The following is a 17,890-nucleotide window of genomic DNA, read 5'->3' as shown; positions in this document are numbered from 1 at the left end:
TGTTCAAACGCTCGTCGCGGCGTTATTCTCAGGCAATACCCTTTCCACTTGCAGGAGGGCACGCACCTCCGTACACCCGATGAATGTTGCTCAGGGGGGAGAGTTTTGTCAGAGCGAGAACAGAACCGATTTCAGGTCGATTTGCGCGGACTGATCGACTTATTGTCTCAGCACCTGTACAGCGGGCCTGAAGTCTTCGTGCGCGAATTGCTTCAGAACTCGGTGGATGCCATTCGCGCACGCCAGCAACTCGATCCCGAGTACGACGGGGCGATTGAAATCGAGGTCGTTGAGTCGCGCAGCGGGCCGCCGACACTGCTTTTTCAGGATAACGGCATCGGGCTGACTCAGGACGAAGTACACCGGTTCCTAGCGACGATTGGACAATCGTCGAAACGCGGAGAGATCGCGCGCCGGCCGGACGATTTCATCGGGCAGTTCGGTATCGGACTTCTTTCCTGCTTCATGGTGACCGATCAGATTTCGGTTCTCACGCGTTCGGCGCGGGACGGTGGCCACCAGGCCGTGGAGTGGCGGGGCGCTACGGACGGTACGTACTCGGTGCGACCGCTGAGCCAAGAAATCCCCGTCGGCACCCAGGTCTTCCTGCAGCCAGCAGATGGATTCGAAGAGCTCTTTGAGTCAGAGCGTATTCTCGCTTTGGCGCGCGACTTTGGTGGATTCTTGCAGCCTCCCATCGTGCTCACCAGCGGCGGGCAGACTCACCACGTGAACACCGATGCTCCCTGGACCGAGTCGCCGGCGGACCCCACCGGGCGCGAGCGATTGCTCGACTACGGTCGGGGCGCATTCGAGCGCGAATTCCTCGACGTCATCCCGCTCGAGTCCCCCACGGGCGGTGTCGAAGGAGTCGCCTATGTGCTCGCGCAAGCGGTTCACGCAGGCGCGCGGCAGCGTCATCGCGTGTACCTGAAAGACATGCTGTTGTCGACCGAAGCGGACGATTTGCTCCCGGAGTGGGCGTTCTTCGTACAGTGCGTGATTAACGCTCGCGGGCTTCGTCCCACGGCTTCACGCGAGTCGTTCTACAAGGACCGCGTGTTAGAGGAAACGCGGGAAGAACTCGGAGGTTGTCTCCGCCGGTATCTGGTCGAGATGGCTCGCACTCAGCCGAATCGGTTCCAGCAATTAATAGCGGTCCACCATTTGGCGGCAAAAGCCCTGGCCGTGGACGACGACGAGTGCCTGGAACTGTTCGCGGACTGGTTCCCGTTCGAAACCACGCTCGGCACGATGACTTTGGGAGAGTTCCGCCAAAGAAGCCCTATCGTACGGTACGTACCTAGTCGCGACCAGTTTCGACAGATAGCCCAGGTGGCCGCTTCCGAATCTTTGGCGGTAATCAACGCCGGGTACGTGTACGAAGTCGACATTCTGCAGCGACTTGGCACGATCCGGCCAGACATCAACGTGGAAGTGTTCGATGCGGATCATCTGTCGGAGCGTTTCGAGGAACTCACTCGGCAAGAACGAGAAGAGACGATCGAATTCGAGCGGATGGCCGATTGCACACTGCAGCGGTTCAAGTGTGCTGTAGAGATCGCGAAGTTTCATCCCGCGGAACTGCCAGCTTTGTATGTGGCGGACGACAACTCCAGCTTCGTCCGCTCGATCGAGCAGGCCCAGGACGTTAGCGAAGGAGTGTGGACCGATGTGCTGGGTTCGTTCACCAGCGATCTACCTTCGGTCTACGCTCGACTGTACCTGAACTACTGCAATCCGCTCATTCGAAGGATTTGCGGTTTGGCCGACGAACGAGGACAGCAGCGTTCCATCGAGATGGTCTACGTTCAGTCGCTTCTGATGGGCCATTTCCCCCTGAAGCAAAGCGAGATCAAGCTGCTGAATGAAGGACTTCTAGGTTTAATCGACTGGGCGCTAACAACGGACCACAGCGATGAGTGACGAGAACTTCGAGCGTATCGGCGAATTGATGGACGAAGCCTGGGACCTGCCGCATGGTGTCGTCAAGGTTCGACTGATCGAGGAAGCCGTGAAACTGGCCGATGTCGTACGTGATTTGGACGCCATGTTCGAGACGAGAATGGAACTCGTCGACGCGGGCGTGTTTGCAGGTCACTGCGAAAAGGCGCTGCCCGCCTTCGCGTGGTGCTTGGCGCAGTTCGAGAAAGAACCCGATCGATTTGAGTATCATCAAGACACATTGCTCTGGTACTTCAAGAACATTTTGCACAACGCCGATGAACTGCCCCAACTGACCCGCGAGCAAGTGGAGGAGCTGCGCGAGCAGATGGCTTCGCTCTATCGTAAGTGCGGTTTCAACATGCGTCCGGTGCACTACACGCGGTTGGTATTTGCCACACGCATCGGCGACACCGAAACGGCGAAAGAGTCGTACGCCAGCTATCATGCGCTTCCGCGAGACCCGATGGCGGATTGCATGGCTTGCGAAGCCGACAGCGACGTCGAGTACTTCGAGTTCCTCGGCGAGTCGGAGAAGGCCCTGAAAGCGGCCGAGCCAAGCTTGAAAGGCAAGCAGGTTTGCGCCGAAGTTCCGCACCGCACCTACAGCTACGTACTACGGCCGCTCGCTCTACTGGGCCGTTACGATCAGGCCGACGAGTATCAGCGCAAAGGCTACCGCATGATTCGCAGCAACCCGGTGTTCTTGGGGCATGTTGCTTTGCACATGGCCTATCTGCTTCACCGGGGGGACGAATCGTCGGCGCTGCGCATGTTGGAGCAACATCTATCGTGGGCATTGGAGTCGTTTCACCTGCGCTCGCGATATCTGTTTTATCTTTCTTCCAAGCGAACGCTCAATCGCGTTGCTGAAAGCGAAGGCAAAAAGAAACTGAACCTGCCGCAAGCCTTTCCGGTCCACAACTCCACGGGCAGTTACGACACTGCCGAACTGGTTCAGTGGTTCGACGAAGAGCTGAGTACCCTCGGCGCGCGGTTCGATGCTCGCAACGGCAACCACTTTTTTACGCAGGATTTGGTAGAGCGGCTTCAGTACTGAGACGCAGCCGACTTGAAGACGGCACGGTAGAATCCAGCTGCTCATGCGAGGCGCTTCAGAGAACACCCGACCTGGCAGCAACACCTGGCGGCAGCAATGAGTGACGCGAACCTCGAGCGCATCGATGATTTGGTGGACGAAGCCTGGGATCTGCCACATGGCGAAGTTCAGGTGCGGCTGCTTGAAGAAGCCGTGAGGCTGGCGGACGTGGTGCGCGACTTGAACATCATGTTTCGCACTCGGATGAGTTTGATCAACTCGGCCGCGTTTTCGGGGCATACGGAAAAGGCGATGCCTGCGTTCGCCTGGTGCCTGGCTCAATTCGAAAAAGAGCCGGATCGATACCAGCATCAAGAGCATTCTCTGCTGTGGTCGTTTAAGTACATCCTGCACGCTGCCGATGAATTCCCGCAACTCACTCGCGGCCAAGTGGAGGAACTACGCGATCAAATGGCCGATCTTTATGATCGCTGTGGCTACAACATGCGCCCGGTCCATTACACGCGCATGGGATTCGCGACGGGCATTGGCGACCGGCAGTTGGCTCGCGAGTCGTACGAGAGCTTTCGCTCGGTGCCGCGCGACGGGATGGCCGACTGCATTGCCTGCGAGGCCGACGGCGAAATCGAGTACTTCGATCTGGTTGACGAGCCGGAGAAGGTCGTCAAGGCCGCCGGTCCAAGTTTGATCGGGCAGCGGAGTTGCCAGGAAGTACCGCATCGCACGTACGCGTTTGTATTGCGGTCGCTGGCACAACTCCAGCGCTATGAGGAAGCCGACGAGTACCAACGGAAGGGCTACCGGCTGATTCGCGACAATTCGAAGTTCCTCGTGCATGTTGCGTTGCATATGGCCTACTTGCTCCACCGCGGACGGCGAGAGCCGGCGCTGCGGATGTTCGAGCGGCATTTGCCGTGGGCGCTCGATACCTTCTATCTTAGCGCTCGATTCCTGTTTTATGTCTCCGCCAAGCGGACGCTAGATTGCTTTGCTGGCAGCAGACGCAAAAAGAAACTGAATCTGCCGCAGACCTTTCCCGCCTACAACCCCTCGGGTAGCTACGACCTGGCCAAATTGATCGGCTGGTTAGATGGCGAGGTGAACGCCCTCGGCGCGCGGTTCGATGCTCGCAACGAGAACCACTTCTTCACGCAGGATTTGGTAGAGCGGCTTCAGTACTGAGACGCAGCCGACTTGAAGACGACACGGCAAAATCAAGCTGCTCTACGTCACCTTTCGCATCGCAGTGCTCACCGCTGCCCATCCCAAGATTGCCAGTGCGATCATGGCTGGTTTCAGAACCGCGGCCCGTCCGATCGGTCATACTTCGTACTGAACCACTCGGGCCATACCGCAGGCGAGGTGGTAGAGGTTGTGGCAGTGGAAGAACCAACTGCCTGGGTTGTCGGCACTGAACTCGAAGTCGATCTGCTGCTTGGGGCCGACGCCAACGGAATCTTTCACCGGAGCCCACGGGTCGTCCCACGCGCCTGGTTGCCGCAACAGTCGGAAGAAGTGTCCGTGAAGGTGCATGGGGTGAAACATCATGGTGGAGTTCGTCAGGCGAACCCGCACCCGATCGCCATATTGGATGCCCAGCGGTGTAGCCTTGCCGTCGGGCGAGTAGATCTCGGGATAGTACTCGCCCTGCATCGACCAGAGGTACTTCATCATCTCGCCTCCCAGATCGATTTCGAACTGCTTTACGGGACCATCGGCCAACTTGATCGGATGGAGTGCCTTGAGTGCAGCGTAATCGGCCATTCCGCCGCTCTTGCCGGAGAACTCTGCGCGATTCAGGTTTGCCCTTGGGACGGCGTCGGCCGTGTGAATAACACCGACGGCCTGCTTGCTGGTGCCGAGCGCCGCGGCGTGCAGGGTAAAGCTGCCCGGCTTTTTGATTGTAACGAGCACGTCGTATCGTTCGGCCGTTGCGACGACAAGATCGTCGACATCGATCGGTTCGACGTACTGACCGTCCGCAGAGATCAGCTGCAGGTCGTGCCCGTCGATCGAAACGCGGAAGAACGTAGCGGTTGACGAATTGATGAGTCGCAACCGAACGCGGTCACCGGCTCGAACCTTCAGCGACCAGGGGCGCTCGTTCGAATGGCCGTTGATCAAATAGCCGGGGTAGTTGATGTCGACGTTGAACGCCTTGTCGGCCGGAAACTTGTACTCGCCTGGGGGAGGCTTGATGGCGGCGGTCGCCGGTTGCTGGCCGCGAATCTGAGGAACGATTCCTTCGGGCGCTTCGTCAAGCCAGTCGGACATCATCACAACCACGTCGTGGTCATAAGAGTAGAGCTCGTTGGTGGCGTCGACGATCAGGGCTCCACTCAGACCGGTTTGCTCTTGAAATCCGTAGTGCGAGTGATACCAATACGTTCCCGACTGGCGAATGGGGTACTCGTAGAGCACCGAGGCACCCGCAGCAATTGGCAGTTGTGTAACTCCCGGAACGCCATCCATGTAGTTGGGCACCAATATGCCATGCCAGTGCACGCTGGTGGGGACGGCCAGGCGGTTGTTGACCAACACGCGCAGCATGTCGCCTTCCCGGTATCGAAGCTCGGTGCCGGGCAATACGCCGTTCACCAGCGTGGCCTTCGTTGGTGTTCCGAGCGGCGCGATCGACTTCTCCTCAATGTTGAGTACGTGGTCTGGCTTGGCTTGAGATGGCAGCGAGACCGGAACCGAGTCTAATTCGCTTCCACTTGCAGCGGTGGCCACGCCGGGTGCGGCCATGACCAACGGCAGACCAGCGCCTGCTTGAAGAAGTTGACGTCGAGACAGAGGGCCATTTGTTTTCTGCATGGCGGTTGCTCCCCACAAGCAGATGCGAAGTCAGGGCGGAGGTTCGATGCCGTGAAAAGTAGCGCGGTCGCGTCGGTGATGCGATGTTAACTCCACTTGGACGGGAAGTCCAGCAATTCGCTCGCGGTCGGACGTGTAGCTAGAGTTCAAACCCGATCAACAGATACGTCATGAAGTCGTCGTCCAGCGCTGCCGGTTCGCCCCCGCCGGGAGAGTCGATCCACATGACTCCCGGCTGTAGATAGGACCAGGGCGTCCAGTACCAGATATAGAACGACTCGAGCGACAACTCATGCCCCCCTGCCGGACCGGCCAAGCCGTTTCGCAGCGTCGATTGATAGATGCTCGGATTGGAAGTGAAATCGGTATAGGCAAACATGATTCCCGCTGCGTCGGCGGGTGCATGCGGAAACACTCCCGTGGCCGAGAACCCTGTCATCAGCGACCAGTGCACGGGGTTCTTGTTTGGGTCGCTCCAGCCGAATTGGCCGTAGTAGATAAGTCCACCGCCATCAGCGGCCACGTCGGCGCTTGGCGACCAGACGGTCTGCTGCCATTGGGTGTACCAGCCGGGCACGTCGCTCACGCCGACGGTGTCGGCGCCAGCGGTGTCTGTGAGACCGGTTTGAACCCATGCCCCCACGCCTGCCGAGCCCGGTCGGCACGCGTCCAACTGCCACGACAGATCCCACTCGGTGATCAAAAACCAATTGCCGTCGTTGTTGAAAAAGGTCGATGGACCTCGCGGGCCGGTGGCGGGTCCGCTGTTGCCCGTGCCCGGATCATAGGCGGCCGTTGTTCCGTCGAACCAGCCGAACTTCCCCACCACGGCATCACTCATCTGCAGCGAAACCACCAGGGCGGTCGCTTCGTTCTGATAGGTTGGCAGGAACGGGTTCAGCGTCGAAGTGAACATTGCGATGCTGTTCTGGAACGCACCTGCCGCCTGCACTGCAGCGAATGGAACGTTGGCGTCCATCTTACCGAAGGACATTTCCACGGCGTCGTCCCACATCGACTGTTGGTAGTACAACTGAGCCACCTGATTCAGGTCCTTGGTGTCGCCGTCGAGCAGATTGGTGTTCACGCCGACGTAGGAGCCGGTGGGATCAAACTGATTGTTCGTGGTGAAGCGCCCGTTGTACCACGAGTAGAATTCCCAGTCGAAGAACAGCGTGCCACCTTCGATTCCCGCCAGGCGCTCGGTGTCGATGGTGGTCGTGATGCCGAGCGGCCCACCGCCAAAGAAGCCGGTGTCGAACCCGCCCGTGTGGTTGTCCATCAACACCGGCACGTAACGACCACCAAACACCACACCCTGTTGCGCCAACTCGCTGCGTAGTCCACGCCAGTCGCCGGTGAGCGTGTTGTCCTGCCAGGAGTAGTCGGCGTCGAACTGGTGACCCGCTGCGGGGACTTTCACCGTGGGCGAAGGATATTGATCGGGCCGGCGTGACGTCAGGTGCTGAGCGTGCACGTCCTTTGCCAACCCAAGGGCCAGCACACAGAGAACGACCACAGCCAGGTAATTACTTCGCATCGAGCGGGCTCGTCGGGGCGGGCGCCGGGCAGCAGTGCACCGACTGGAATTGACGAAGCGGAGGGAAGTGATAGCATCGCGGCAACGATTACATAGCTCACCATGTTCCTACTTCGGTCTCGCGAATCGGGCACCTGTAACAGCATTGCGGATGGATGCCCAAATACCGCGAAATACCACCGGCGCATGTATTCGATGCACCTTTGCCACTCGGGGGACAGCACGACGCCTTCTTCAACTCCAAAAAAGCTCTTGGAATTTGGCTCTAATGTGCACCAACACCGCGTTGGAAGTCACGAATGGGATTGCTGGACCTGGTGGATCTCGGGCGGCGTCGGCGGATTGAGCCGAGAGCATAGACTGGCGTGGAAACCTGCAGCGATAGCCAACCTCCCGCCCGATGACTATCATCGGTACTCTTGCAAGCGATTTCGACCATCGAGGGAGTTTCTGACAAGATGTCTCAGATACAACGCATTCTAGTAACCGGTGGGGCCGGGTTCTTGGGGTCTCACTTGTGCGAGCGGCTGGTTGCCGAGGGGCACGACGTGATCTGCCTCGATAACTTCTTCACCAGTCAGAAGTCGAACGTCGCCCACCTGCTCGACGAGCCGAACTTCGAACTCATCCGGCACGACGTCACGCACCCGCTGTTTCTGGAAGTCGACGAGATCTACAACCTCGCCTGCCCCGCCGCGCCGGGCCACTACCAGTACAATCCCATCAAGACGATGAAGACTTCGGTGATGGGCGCGATCAACGTGCTGGGCATGGCCAAGCGGTGTCGCGCCAAAGTGCTGCAGGCGTCGACCAGCGAAGTGTACGGCGATCCTGAAGTGCATCCCCAGCCGGAGAGTTATCGCGGCTCGGTCAATCCCGTGGGGCTTCGCTCGTGTTACGACGAGGGCAAGCGCGCGGCCGAGACGCTGTTCATGGACTACCATCGCATGAACCATGTGAATGTCCGCCTGGTTCGCATCTTCAACACCTACGGCCCGCGGATGCATCCCTACGACGGCCGCGTGGTGTCGAATTTCATCCGTCAGGCGATCAATGGCGAGGACATCACCATCTTCGGCGATGGATCGCAAACACGTTCATTCTGCTACCGCGACGACCTGGTCGAAGGCATCATTCGCATGATGAACGGCTCCGACGATTTCGTCGGGCCCGTGAACATCGGCAATCCGGGCGAGTTCACTATTCGCGAGTTGGCCGAGGTGGTGATCGAGCTGACTGGCTCGAAGTCGAAAATGGTCGAGCGGCCCCTGCCGGCCGACGATCCCACGCAGCGGCAACCCGACATCGCGCTGGCCACGCAACACCTGGGCTGGGAGCCGAAGGTTGCGCTGCGCGAAGGACTGAAGACCACCATCGAGTGGTTCCAGTCGATCAATCTGGACGAGTATCGCGCGCCGACGCCGAACTACGTTTGAGCACGCTCGCGCCTTCGAGACATCAGAGCGAAGGCTCCCAAGCCAATCGCCGCTCCCACCAAATCGGCCAACAGGTCGAGCGGGTCGCAGGTCCTGGCGAACCACGGTTGGGTGAGTTCGTCCAACACGCTGTAAGCCAGCAACACGCCCAGAATGATGGCCGCACGACGGAAGGTCAGCGGCAACCCTGCACACCAGCACCAAGCGAGCATCCACGCCAGGATGGCGAAACCAACCGCATGCGCCGGCTTGTCGATATGCGTGGCAGGGGGCGCGCCGGGGGTTGGTTTGGCTGGCCGGTGCGTGGCCGCCAGCATCACCAGCCAATAGGCCGCCAGCATCGCCCACCGCCAGCGATACCAGGGAGGGTGGATCGGCTCGTCGCCTTCGGGTGGTGCGGCCATGGTGGTTGACTGACGGTGTGGGGATTTCCGGCTTAGAATGGTTGCCGAGCTGGTGCTCGCCATCCAGTATGATCAACGGCCCGCCAGGAACGAAGATGACCACTGAGGAACAACCCGAAGAAATCGCCCTCCACGAGCATTTCATGCGCGAGGCGTTGCGCCAGGCCGAGCTGGCCGCGGCCGCGGGCGAGGTGCCGGTCGGTGCGGTGGTGGTGCACCAGGGGACGATCATCGCCGCGGCGTACAACCAGCGGGAGATGCTGCACGACCCCACAGCCCACGCCGAAATGATCGCGGTCACCCAGGCCGCCGCCGCCCTAGGGAGCTGGCGGCTGGCCGATTGCACGCTGTACGTCACCCTGGAACCCTGCCCAATGTGCGCCGGAGCGATCGTCAACTCGCGGATTCCACGGGTGGTATACGGGGCGGCCGACCCCAAGGCGGGGGCCGTCGACACGTTATACACACTGTTGGGCGACTCGCGGCTGAATCACGCGGCAGAAGTGGTCAGTGGGGTCCTAGCCCAGGAGTGCGGCGACATCCTGCGGCAGTTCTTCCGCGAAAAACGCCAAAAACCAGGGCCTGCGGGCGATCCCGGGCGGTGAGTCGGGTGTCGTTGAGGTGGGCGTTGTGGTCTGCTCAGCCGTCCTAGCTTGCCCGAATCGCACGAAGTTCCAGAATTGCTATCTCCGTAGGGCAAAAAACGTGCCGCGCGACCCTTGCAGGTCTCAGCGAGTCGCCATATATTCAAGCGTTTCCCCTCGCCGGAACCTCGACGCCCGGGCCGCGCATGTTCTTCGTGCCGCAGCCCCGCTCGGTTTCGTCGTCGGCGACCACCGCTTAATTGCCCCCCGGATTCGGAGGAACGGCACGATGAAAGTTCGAGCCAGCGTAAAACGTATGTGCGACAAGTGCAAAATCGTCCGCCGCCGCGGCGTGGTGCGAGTGGTGTGCGACAACCCCCGCCACAAGCAACGGCAGGGGTAAATGACCAATGAAGAATGTCCAATGACCAATGCGTTCCAACACCATTGGTCATTCGGGTTTGGACATTGGTTACTAAGGTGGAGCTGTGACTCCCCATTGCCAGTTTGAGAATCAAGACCGCGTAAACTTCAGAGCCAACCAGGACTTAAAGCATGCCACGTTTGTTGGGTGTCGACATTCCGGCTAATCGCCCCACGGCGATTTCGTTGACCTACTTGTATGGCGTGGGCAACCACACCGCCCGCGAATTGTGCCACAAGGCGGGACTCGACCCGCACCAGCGTGCTTCGGAGTTGACCGAAGACGAAGTGGCTCGCATCGCGGCGCTGTTGGACAAGGATTATGTGGCCGAAGGTCAGTTGCGTCGGCAAACCAGCCAGAATATCTCGCGCCTGCGTGACATCGGCTGCTACCGCGGCATTCGTCACCGCCGGGGCCTGCCGGTGCGTGGCCAACGAACCAAAACCAACGCTCGCACTCGCAAGGGCCCCAAGAAGACGGTGGCCGGCAAGAAGGGCGTGAAAGACCTGCGTTAATCGCCCAGAGTTTATTGCACTGAAACATTCTGCGTAAGCAATCAATCGCGACGGAGATTATTGGCGGATGGCCAAGCAAAGTACCAAGTCGAAGAAGCGCGTCAAACGCAACGTAGCCGTGGGCATCGCCCACGTGGTGGCCACGTTCAACAACACCACGGTCACCATTACCGATACCAAAGGCGATACGCTTTGCTGGGCCAGCGCCGGCACCAGCGGCTTCAAAGGCAGCCGCAAGAGCACGCCGTTCGCCGGTCAATGTGCCGCGCAGCAGGCCGCCGAGAAGGCCAAGAAGTTCGGCATGCGTGACGTGGACGTGAAGGTTCGCGGCCCCGGCAGCGGACGCGAGAGCGCCATCACCGCCCTCGAAGCCGCCGGCCTGAAGGTTAAGAGCATCGAAGACGTGACCCCGCTTCCGCATAACGGTTGCCGCCCCCGCAAGAAGCGTCGCGTGTGATATCTGGTCGAGCCGGACTTTTTGAATTGCGATCTTAGCAGTTACCAAAGAGGTCCGACCCACCACCAGATCGCAATTCAAAAAGATCCGTTCGACGAAATACTGATACTGATTCGGCCAGCGGCCTGAAATAACACAACTCCCAAAATCCCAGTTTCAACAGCTAACTAAGTATGGCCAGGTACACCGGACCCGTTTGCCGACTCTGCCGCCGCGACGGCATGAAGCTCTTCCTCAAAGGCACTCGCTGCGACACGGCGAAGTGCGCCTTCGAGCGTCGTGACTCGCCGCCGGGCATGCAGCAGGGGCGTCGTGGCAAGCCGACCGACTACGCGATTCATCTTCGCGAAAAGCAGAAGGTCAAGCACTACTATGGCGTCTTGGAGCGTCAGTTCCGCCGCTATTTTGCCGAGGCGGAACGCCTCAAGGGCAACACGGGCGATAACCTGCTCACGCTGCTCGAGCGCCGGCTCGACAACGTGGTGCATCGGCTCGGCTTCGGCCTCAGCCGCGCTCAGGCGCGCCAGATGGTGCATCACGGTCACATTACGGTCAATGGCCGCACCGTGACCATTCCCAGTTACCAGGTTCGGCCGGGCGACGTGATTCGCGCCAAGAACAAGGCCAAGAGCCTGGGTTGCGTGCGTCAGGCGTTAGGCGAAGGAACCGGCCGTGACGTGCCCGACTATTTGTCGGTCGATCCCGAGGGCGTGCCTGAAGGGATTGTGGGACGCATTCCCAGCGTCGACGACGTATCGTTGCCGGTGCAAACCCAGTTGATCGTCGAGCTCTGCTCGAGGTAGTCCATCGGAAGGTCGCTGACACCGTGGGCCCTCGATAGCCAGAAGGTGTCGCAAGTACTTCATTCAATTCCTCTGAGGGAGGCATTCGATGCATATTCGTTGGCGTGGCTTGGAACTTCCGAGCGTAGTGGAATGCGATCAGGAGTCCCTGACCGGCACCTACGGCAAATTTATTGCCGAGCCGTTCGAGCGTGGCTTCGGCACCACCGTGGGCAACGGCCTGCGACGTATCCTGCTATCCAGCCTGGAAGGCAGTGCGGTTACGCAAATCAAGATTCACAACGCTCAGCACGAGTTCACCACCGTACCGGGTGTGCTGGAAGACGTGACCGACATTGTGCTGAACGTCAAATCGTTGGTGGTGAAGAACCACAGCGAGTCGACCAAGGTACTGCGTGTCGAGCGAAACAGCGCTGGCGAGATCAAAGCCGGCGACATCCAGACCGACGACACCGTGGAGATCGTGAACAAGGACCACGTGCTGGCCACCCTGACCGACGACGTTCCGTTCGTCATGGAGATGGTGGTGGAGAATGGTCGTGGCTACGTCCCCTCCAGCGAGCACAGCGACAACGTGCAGGAAATCGGCATCATTCCGATCGATGCCATTTTCAGCCCCGTGTTGCGAGTTCGTTACCAGGTGGAAGAGACCCGTGTTGGTCAGAAGACGAACTACGACAAGCTGACACTCGAGATCACCACCGACGGATCGCTGGGCCCCGAGATGGCCGTGGTCGAGGCCGCGAAGATCCTTCGCAAGCACCTCAACCCGTTCGTCCAGTACTCGAGCCTCGGCCCGCAAATCCGCACGCCCGCTCGCACCACCTCGGTCGAAGGCGTCGATCCCGGCTTGGAAGCCAAGCTCAACCTGCCGATTGCTGAATTGAAGCTCTCGGTGCGGGCGAGCAACTGCCTGGAAAGCGAAAACATCCTGACTGTTCGCGAGTTGGTGACCCGCAGCGAGGACGCCCTGTTGGAGGTTCGCAACTTCGGCGAGACGACGCTCACGGAGGTTCGCGAAAAGCTCACCGAGCTCGGCCTGCACTTGGGCATGCGTGTTCCGCATACCGCCGGAGTCTAAGCTCCCCATCGCTCACCTTTATTTGCAAAGACCAGAGTCATGCGACATCGCCGCCGTGGCCGCAAGTTGGGCCGCAATCCGAAGCATCAACGGGCACTGCTCCGCAGTCTCGCCAGTGAGTTGATCCTCACCGAGCGCGACCCTGAGCATCCGCTGTTCGACAAAGACCTGTCGTCCACCGCGCCGGCTCCGCCGCGCGTCCAGGGACGCATCATCACCACCGTGGCCAAGGCCAAAGAGGTTCGCCCGTTCATCGAGCGGTGCATCACGCTTGCCAAGAAGGCGCAGGCTCCGTTGGAGGCCGCAGCCGCCTTGGAGAGCGGTTCCGATTATCGCAGCGATGGTTGGAAGTCCTGGCGCAAGAGCGATAAGTACAACGAATGGAATGCGGCCGTGGCGCCCGCTGTGGCGGTTCGTCGTCGTTTGATTCAGCTGTTGGGCAACAAGGAAGCCGTCGAGATTCTGATCGACGACATTGCTCCCCGCTTCGAAGATCGCGACGGCGGCTACACCCGCATCGTGAAGCTGGCCCAACCCCGCCTGGGCGACGCCGGTCCGCGTGCGATTCTGGAGTTCGTTGGCAAGAACGATCGCGTCGTGAAGAAGGCCGAACGCCCGACGTTCGACGACACCGAAGACGAGAAGGAAGAAGAGGCCGCCGCCGAAGCCCCAGCCGATGAGGAAGCTTCCACCGAGGAAGCGGCCGAGTCGACCGAAGAGTCCGCTGAGGCCGAAGAGGAAGAGAAGAGCTAACCGCTCGACTCCAATCCAGCAAACATTCCGACCCCCTGGAGGCACCTTGCTTTCAGGGGGTCGTTTTTTGTGCTTACACTTTTCCTTCTTTCCCCTTGACATTCTAGGGGAGTCTCGCGTACACTTCCCTAGAACGACAAGGGGAAGGCCCTGGAGAACTGATCCAATGCCCGCCAAGAATCAAAACAAGAAGGCCGAGCTGCTGCAGGGCACGCTCGACATGCTCATCCTCAAGACCCTCACGGTCGGCAAGCTGCACGGCTACGCCATTGCCCGGCAGATTCAGCAGGCCAGTGGCGAAGCGCTGGTGGTCGAAGAAGGTTCGCTCTACCCGGCGCTGCATCGCATGCAGCGGCGCGGCTGGATCGAGCACGAGTGGGGACTCAGCGAGTCGAACCGCCGGGCGAAGTACTACCAGCTCACGTCGGCAGGACGCAAGCAGCTCACCGCGGAAAAGAAGCGATGGAACCGCTTCGTCGAGGCGATCACCGTTGTCATGAATCCCGTGCCGGAGGCCTGAAAATGGACCTCGCTCACACGCTTGTCGAGTTCCTGCCGGCCGCCTGGACGCAGTCGACCGCGGAAGTCGACGCCGAGATTCGCGAAGAACTCGAGTTCCATCTCGACATGCGAACCGAGGAGAACATCCGCGCCGGCATGACGCCGGACGAAGCTCGCCAGGATGCGCAGCAGCGGTTCGGCGACTTCGAGTCAAACCACCGCGCGTGCCGGCAGATTGCGTTGGGGCCAAGGCTGCTGCTGCGGCGAGTGCAAACTGCCTTGCTCGCCGTGTTGGTAGGCGTAGTTGTTTACCAAGCGGTGGTGATGATGAGGATGCAGTCCGCCACCCAACATCAGATTGAATCGCTCAACAACACGATTCTCGAGCTACAAGCCGCACAGCAGACCGTTCCCAGTTCGCCCCCGGCAATCGCTTTGACGGCCGAGGAGATCGAACACTGGACGGCGGCGCACGGCGCGCTGCAGCACCCCTGGTGCGATTGGGCCGCGCTCAGAGAACCAGATGAGAGACCATAGGGGAGGCGTTCTGTCTCCGTAGTTGCATCTATCTACCGAAGGAGACCCTACGATGACCAGGCTCATTCTCTGCTTGGCGGCCGCGCTACTGACGGCCGTGTTGGCCACACCCGCGACGGCGCAGAAGACGGAACTGCTGAAGTACGACGACGGCACTCAGGAGGGCAAGCGTAGCATAACCGGCGGCATGCACGCCGTGCGGTTCGAGTGTCCCGACGATCAGAAGTGGTACGTCAATGGCATACGGCTGCACGGCTCGCGATACGGAACACGCCAGGCGCCGAATGAAGAATTCGAAGTCGTGATCGCGAGCGACGACTTCACCAAGCGTCAAGTGATCAAGAAGCCCTATTCGCTATTCGAACGTGGCAACGAAAAGTGGGTCCGCATTCCCATCGATCCAGTAGAGGTTGAGGGACCTTTCCAGGTGGCGGTGTTCTTTAATCCCACCCGCACCAAGGGTGTGTACGTTGGCATCGACACCGACTCGTCTCCCAGCCACTCTGCCTCGCTCACCGCCTCGGATCCTACCGGCGAGCAGACCGAGTTGGATGGCGACTGGATGATCCGCGCGTATGTCACCAACCAAATCGAGGGCGAGGCCAGATCGCTGCTCGACGACGCTGCTCGTACGGAGATGGCCGAGGAGCAAGAGGCCCAGCTCGACAAGGAGATTGTCGGCGACGCGCGCAGCTTGACGCTCAAGCAAGACGACGGCCCGACCGATGACCACATGAATATCCAGGGCGCGCTCTACACCGTGGAGTTTGAAACTCCCCAAAACGTGGAGGGCTATGTATGGCAGGTGCAGTGCTACGCTTCGCAGTTCGGACGAGAGCACGACGCCGAAGCAGTGAGCGGCGACGTCTACATCCTGGACGAGAACCGCAAGATTCTTAGCCGAACGACGTTCCCCTATAGTGTGAGTACGCAGCAGAAGCGGTGGATATCGATCCCCACACTTCCCACTCGCGTGAAGGGCAAGTTCTACGTGAGTATCGACACGCACGGCACCAAGTTCAGAGGCTTGTACATGGGCTACCAGGACGGCAATCCGCGCGGCGTCGGCTCAACCGACGAACGCAATGGCGACCGTATCGCACCGGCCGATTGGTCGAAGCGTTTTGAGAATATGCAGTGGCTAATCCGCGTTAAACTGGCCGACCGCCCAGTAACATACTGAGCGAAGGCAGAAATAGCCGGCGAGCTACGCCTCGCCGGAACCGTGCTCCCAACACCAACGCCAGGAGCGAAGTCACCACCGCGGCCGGCTCTGGAACCGCCGCGGTGGAAATCGTTCCGTGGGCCGAATCGATGGTCGACGCTCCCAGTTGATTCCGCCACACGGTGTAATCGGCTAGGTTCACGAGGCCGTCGCCGTTGCCATCGGCGCCGGTGCCAGGAGTAACACTGTTGCTGAACTCGTTTCGCCACAAAGCGTAGTCCTCGGCGTCGACGACGCCACTGTTGTCGTAGTCGCCCGGTAGATTCGCGATTGCCTGGAATCGAAACGTAACCTCGGCCGGCGTGAACCGATCGTCGGGCTCGCCGGTCGTATCGTCGCCGATGTAGACACGGTACTCGGCAAAGTACTCTGATTGCTGGGGCGACTGCACCGCGTACAGGTTGTGCGTCATGCTCAAACTCCACCGCCAACGCGGCGAGCTGCCGTCGGTGCCGAAGATCGGCTGCCCGACGGGCGAAGCCGGCGGGCGCTGGTAGACTTGCAGCTCGGGCGACGCGTCGAGTTGCTCGATCCAGACCCATGTTCCATCGGGCGGAAAAACGTCGAAGACGCCGGGGTTCCAGCCGTATTGGAAGTTGTAGGCGTGCTGGTTGATCATGCCCCACGTGCCAGCGGGGTCGAACTCGGCAGGTTCGTCGAGCGCCCGCAGCACCGGCGTGGCAACGGTTTCGTCGACGTGCACGCTTAGCACGCCGGCTTCGAACGAGATGTCGGCGTGCTTCATACCGGCCTCGCCCTGGCTCACTTGTCCGCCGCCCATCATTGGTTGGACATAGGCAGCCTCGAGCCGAACTGCCGGAAAAAGCAGCCAGCCAAGTAGCAAAATGCGAAACATGAGAGTCTCCCTTTTGGAGGTTGCGTGTTCAAGGTCAAAGGAGGCCGCGCAGGTTCGAGCTGCGCGGCCCCACGATCAAGAACCCGACTAACCGCGAAACTTTCGATACCAGAAACCCATCGCTCCTGCAGCGATACAGAGCACCGCGGCATCGGGTTCGGGCACCGGAGTAGTGAAATACAGCGTGGCGGTCGCGGAACCGTAACCGTCCAGCGGTTCGCCGGTGGTTGAGTCGCCGAGGTAGACTTCGAAGCTCATGCTGTACTCGCCCGGTAGGTCGGCCACGTACACGTCGTGTTGCATCATCCGGTCCCACTTCCAGGGTGTCCCAGCCTCGGTGTGGATTTCGTTCATGGTCCAAGCATTCATCTCCATACCCATCCCGCCTTCGAACACCCCGAGCGTAGCGCCATCTGGCATCGTGGCGCTGGTTCGCCGGATCCACACATCGCTATCTTGCGGCGGCACAATGGGAACCCCCTGCAGCCACCCATGCTGGCTGTTGAAGTAACGATCTTCAAGCACGTCGAACGCGGCGTCGAAATCGAAGCCGTGGCCCGACATCATTGTCACCGGCGAGGCGGGTGGCTCGTCGACGTGTGCGGTGAGATCGGTTCCATCGAAGGAAAGCATGATGTGCTTCATGCCGTTGTTGGCAGGGTTGCCATCGCCGTTGGTCATCGGCGGAAGCGGAGGCAACTGAGCCGACGCTACAACAGCGCATGACAATAGAGTGAATGTGAGAATGCAGAATCGTATGGCCTTCATATACTTTGGGTCCTTCGGGTTGTCTGGAATCGCTCACCAATCGCTCAGGGTTCACCGGCAGTGCCGGGGTCCCAGCGATCGACGCGCTGCGTCCAGTCGAAAGTCTCGTGGAACGGGTGGGACGATACATGCCCGTCCACCCACAAATAGTTGCTAGTGTTATGGTGGCGGTTGGTGGCAACCTC

19 protein-coding genes are annotated in these 17,890 nt (G+C 60.0%); 14 read left to right on the top strand and 5 right to left on the bottom strand.

Features of this window, described 5'->3' with window-relative positions:
- The first annotated feature begins 105 nt into the window (after positions 1-105).
- The 3 genes from ACQK2L_RS03275 (at position 106) to ACQK2L_RS03265 (ending at position 4,186) form a co-directional block, all read left to right on the top strand.
- Positions 106-1,926: an HSP90 family protein gene (locus ACQK2L_RS03275; protein WP_425395500.1), complete on the top strand. Its 1,821-nt coding sequence runs from the start codon at positions 106-108 to the stop codon at positions 1,924-1,926.
- Positions 1,919-3,004 (top strand): hypothetical protein, encoded by a 1,086-nt coding sequence (locus ACQK2L_RS03270; RefSeq protein WP_425395499.1) that lies wholly within the window; start codon positions 1,919-1,921, stop codon positions 3,002-3,004. The genes ACQK2L_RS03275 and ACQK2L_RS03270 overlap by 8 nt, the downstream gene beginning before the upstream one ends.
- A gap of 96 nt (positions 3,005-3,100) precedes the next feature.
- Positions 3,101-4,186: a hypothetical protein gene (locus ACQK2L_RS03265; RefSeq protein ID WP_425395498.1), complete on the top strand. Its 1,086-nt coding sequence runs from the start codon at positions 3,101-3,103 to the stop codon at positions 4,184-4,186.
- Positions 4,187-4,324: 138 nt separating this feature from the next.
- Here the strand turns inward: ACQK2L_RS03265 and ACQK2L_RS03260 are convergent, their stop codons facing one another.
- Both ACQK2L_RS03260 and ACQK2L_RS03255 read right to left on the bottom strand, forming a co-directional pair.
- Positions 4,325-5,821 (bottom strand): multicopper oxidase family protein, encoded by a 1,497-nt coding sequence (locus ACQK2L_RS03260; RefSeq protein WP_425395497.1) that lies wholly within the window; start codon positions 5,819-5,821, stop codon positions 4,325-4,327.
- Positions 5,822-5,960: 139 nt separating this feature from the next.
- Positions 5,961-7,361 (bottom strand): carbohydrate porin, encoded by a 1,401-nt coding sequence (locus ACQK2L_RS03255; protein ID WP_425395496.1) that lies wholly within the window; start codon positions 7,359-7,361, stop codon positions 5,961-5,963.
- A 458-nt stretch (positions 7,362-7,819) separates the two neighbouring features.
- Between ACQK2L_RS03255 and ACQK2L_RS03250 the strand changes: the two genes are divergently transcribed.
- Entirely contained in the window at positions 7,820-8,797 is a 978-nt protein-coding gene (locus ACQK2L_RS03250) for a UDP-glucuronic acid decarboxylase family protein (RefSeq protein WP_425395495.1), read from the top strand.
- Here the strand turns inward: ACQK2L_RS03250 and ACQK2L_RS03245 are convergent.
- Positions 8,788-9,201: a VanZ family protein gene (locus ACQK2L_RS03245; protein ID WP_425395494.1), complete on the bottom strand. Its 414-nt coding sequence runs from the start codon at positions 9,199-9,201 to the stop codon at positions 8,788-8,790. The two genes, ACQK2L_RS03250 and ACQK2L_RS03245, sit on opposite strands and share 10 nt — an antisense overlap.
- Before the next feature lie 95 nt (positions 9,202-9,296).
- On the opposite strand from ACQK2L_RS03245, the gene tadA reads away from it, so the two are divergent.
- From tadA to ACQK2L_RS03195, 10 genes are all read left to right on the top strand, one after another.
- On the top strand, positions 9,297-9,806 hold the full coding sequence (gene tadA / locus ACQK2L_RS03240) for a tRNA adenosine(34) deaminase TadA (RefSeq protein ID WP_425395493.1): 510 nt from the start codon (positions 9,297-9,299) through the stop codon (positions 9,804-9,806).
- A 268-nt stretch (positions 9,807-10,074) separates the two neighbouring features.
- Positions 10,075-10,188, top strand: a complete 114-nt coding sequence (gene rpmJ / locus ACQK2L_RS03235; protein WP_425395492.1) for a 50S ribosomal protein L36 — start codon at positions 10,075-10,077, stop codon at positions 10,186-10,188.
- 164 nt (positions 10,189-10,352) lie between these two features.
- A complete protein-coding gene (gene rpsM / locus ACQK2L_RS03230; RefSeq protein WP_425397410.1) occupies positions 10,353-10,724 on the top strand; it encodes a 30S ribosomal protein S13 in 372 nt (123 codons plus the stop codon).
- A gap of 67 nt (positions 10,725-10,791) precedes the next feature.
- The gene (gene rpsK, locus ACQK2L_RS03225; protein ID WP_425395491.1) at positions 10,792-11,181 is read left to right on the top strand and encodes a 30S ribosomal protein S11; all 390 of its coding nucleotides are present in this window, start codon (positions 10,792-10,794) and stop codon (positions 11,179-11,181) included.
- A gap of 173 nt (positions 11,182-11,354) precedes the next feature.
- The gene (gene rpsD / locus ACQK2L_RS03220) at positions 11,355-11,984 is read left to right on the top strand and encodes a 30S ribosomal protein S4 (RefSeq protein WP_425395490.1); all 630 of its coding nucleotides are present in this window, start codon (positions 11,355-11,357) and stop codon (positions 11,982-11,984) included.
- A gap of 88 nt (positions 11,985-12,072) precedes the next feature.
- Entirely contained in the window at positions 12,073-13,065 is a 993-nt protein-coding gene (locus ACQK2L_RS03215) for a DNA-directed RNA polymerase subunit alpha (protein WP_425395489.1), read from the top strand.
- Positions 13,066-13,104: 39 nt separating this feature from the next.
- Complete coding sequence (locus ACQK2L_RS03210; RefSeq protein WP_425395488.1) at positions 13,105-13,818, top strand: bL17 family ribosomal protein; 714 nt, start codon at positions 13,105-13,107, stop codon at positions 13,816-13,818.
- Positions 13,819-13,984: 166 nt separating this feature from the next.
- Positions 13,985-14,338 (top strand): PadR family transcriptional regulator, encoded by a 354-nt coding sequence (locus ACQK2L_RS03205; protein ID WP_425395487.1) that lies wholly within the window; start codon positions 13,985-13,987, stop codon positions 14,336-14,338.
- A 2-nt stretch (positions 14,339-14,340) separates the two neighbouring features.
- Positions 14,341-14,856, top strand: coding sequence for a permease prefix domain 1-containing protein (locus ACQK2L_RS03200; RefSeq protein WP_425395486.1), 516 nt, complete (start codon positions 14,341-14,343; stop codon positions 14,854-14,856).
- 52 nt (positions 14,857-14,908) lie between these two features.
- Positions 14,909-16,039, top strand: coding sequence for a hypothetical protein (locus tag ACQK2L_RS03195; RefSeq protein ID WP_425395485.1), 1,131 nt, complete (start codon positions 14,909-14,911; stop codon positions 16,037-16,039).
- On the opposite strand, the gene ACQK2L_RS03190 is transcribed toward ACQK2L_RS03195, so the two are convergent.
- Together ACQK2L_RS03190 and ACQK2L_RS03185 are read right to left on the bottom strand one after the other, a co-directional pair.
- Entirely contained in the window at positions 16,008-16,937 is a 930-nt protein-coding gene (locus tag ACQK2L_RS03190) for a dockerin type I domain-containing protein (protein WP_425395484.1), read from the bottom strand. The genes ACQK2L_RS03195 and ACQK2L_RS03190 overlap by 32 nt on opposite strands.
- Before the next feature lie 87 nt (positions 16,938-17,024).
- The gene (locus ACQK2L_RS03185; RefSeq protein WP_425395483.1) at positions 17,025-17,705 is read right to left on the bottom strand and encodes a hypothetical protein; all 681 of its coding nucleotides are present in this window, start codon (positions 17,703-17,705) and stop codon (positions 17,025-17,027) included.
- Positions 17,706-17,890 lie beyond the last annotated feature (185 nt).

Origin of the sequence: Aeoliella sp. (genome assembly GCF_965227375.1) — a bacterium.
Lineage (GTDB): Bacteria > Planctomycetota > Planctomycetia > Pirellulales > Lacipirellulaceae > Aeoliella.
This window is presented reverse-complemented; position numbering and strand designations above follow the sequence as displayed.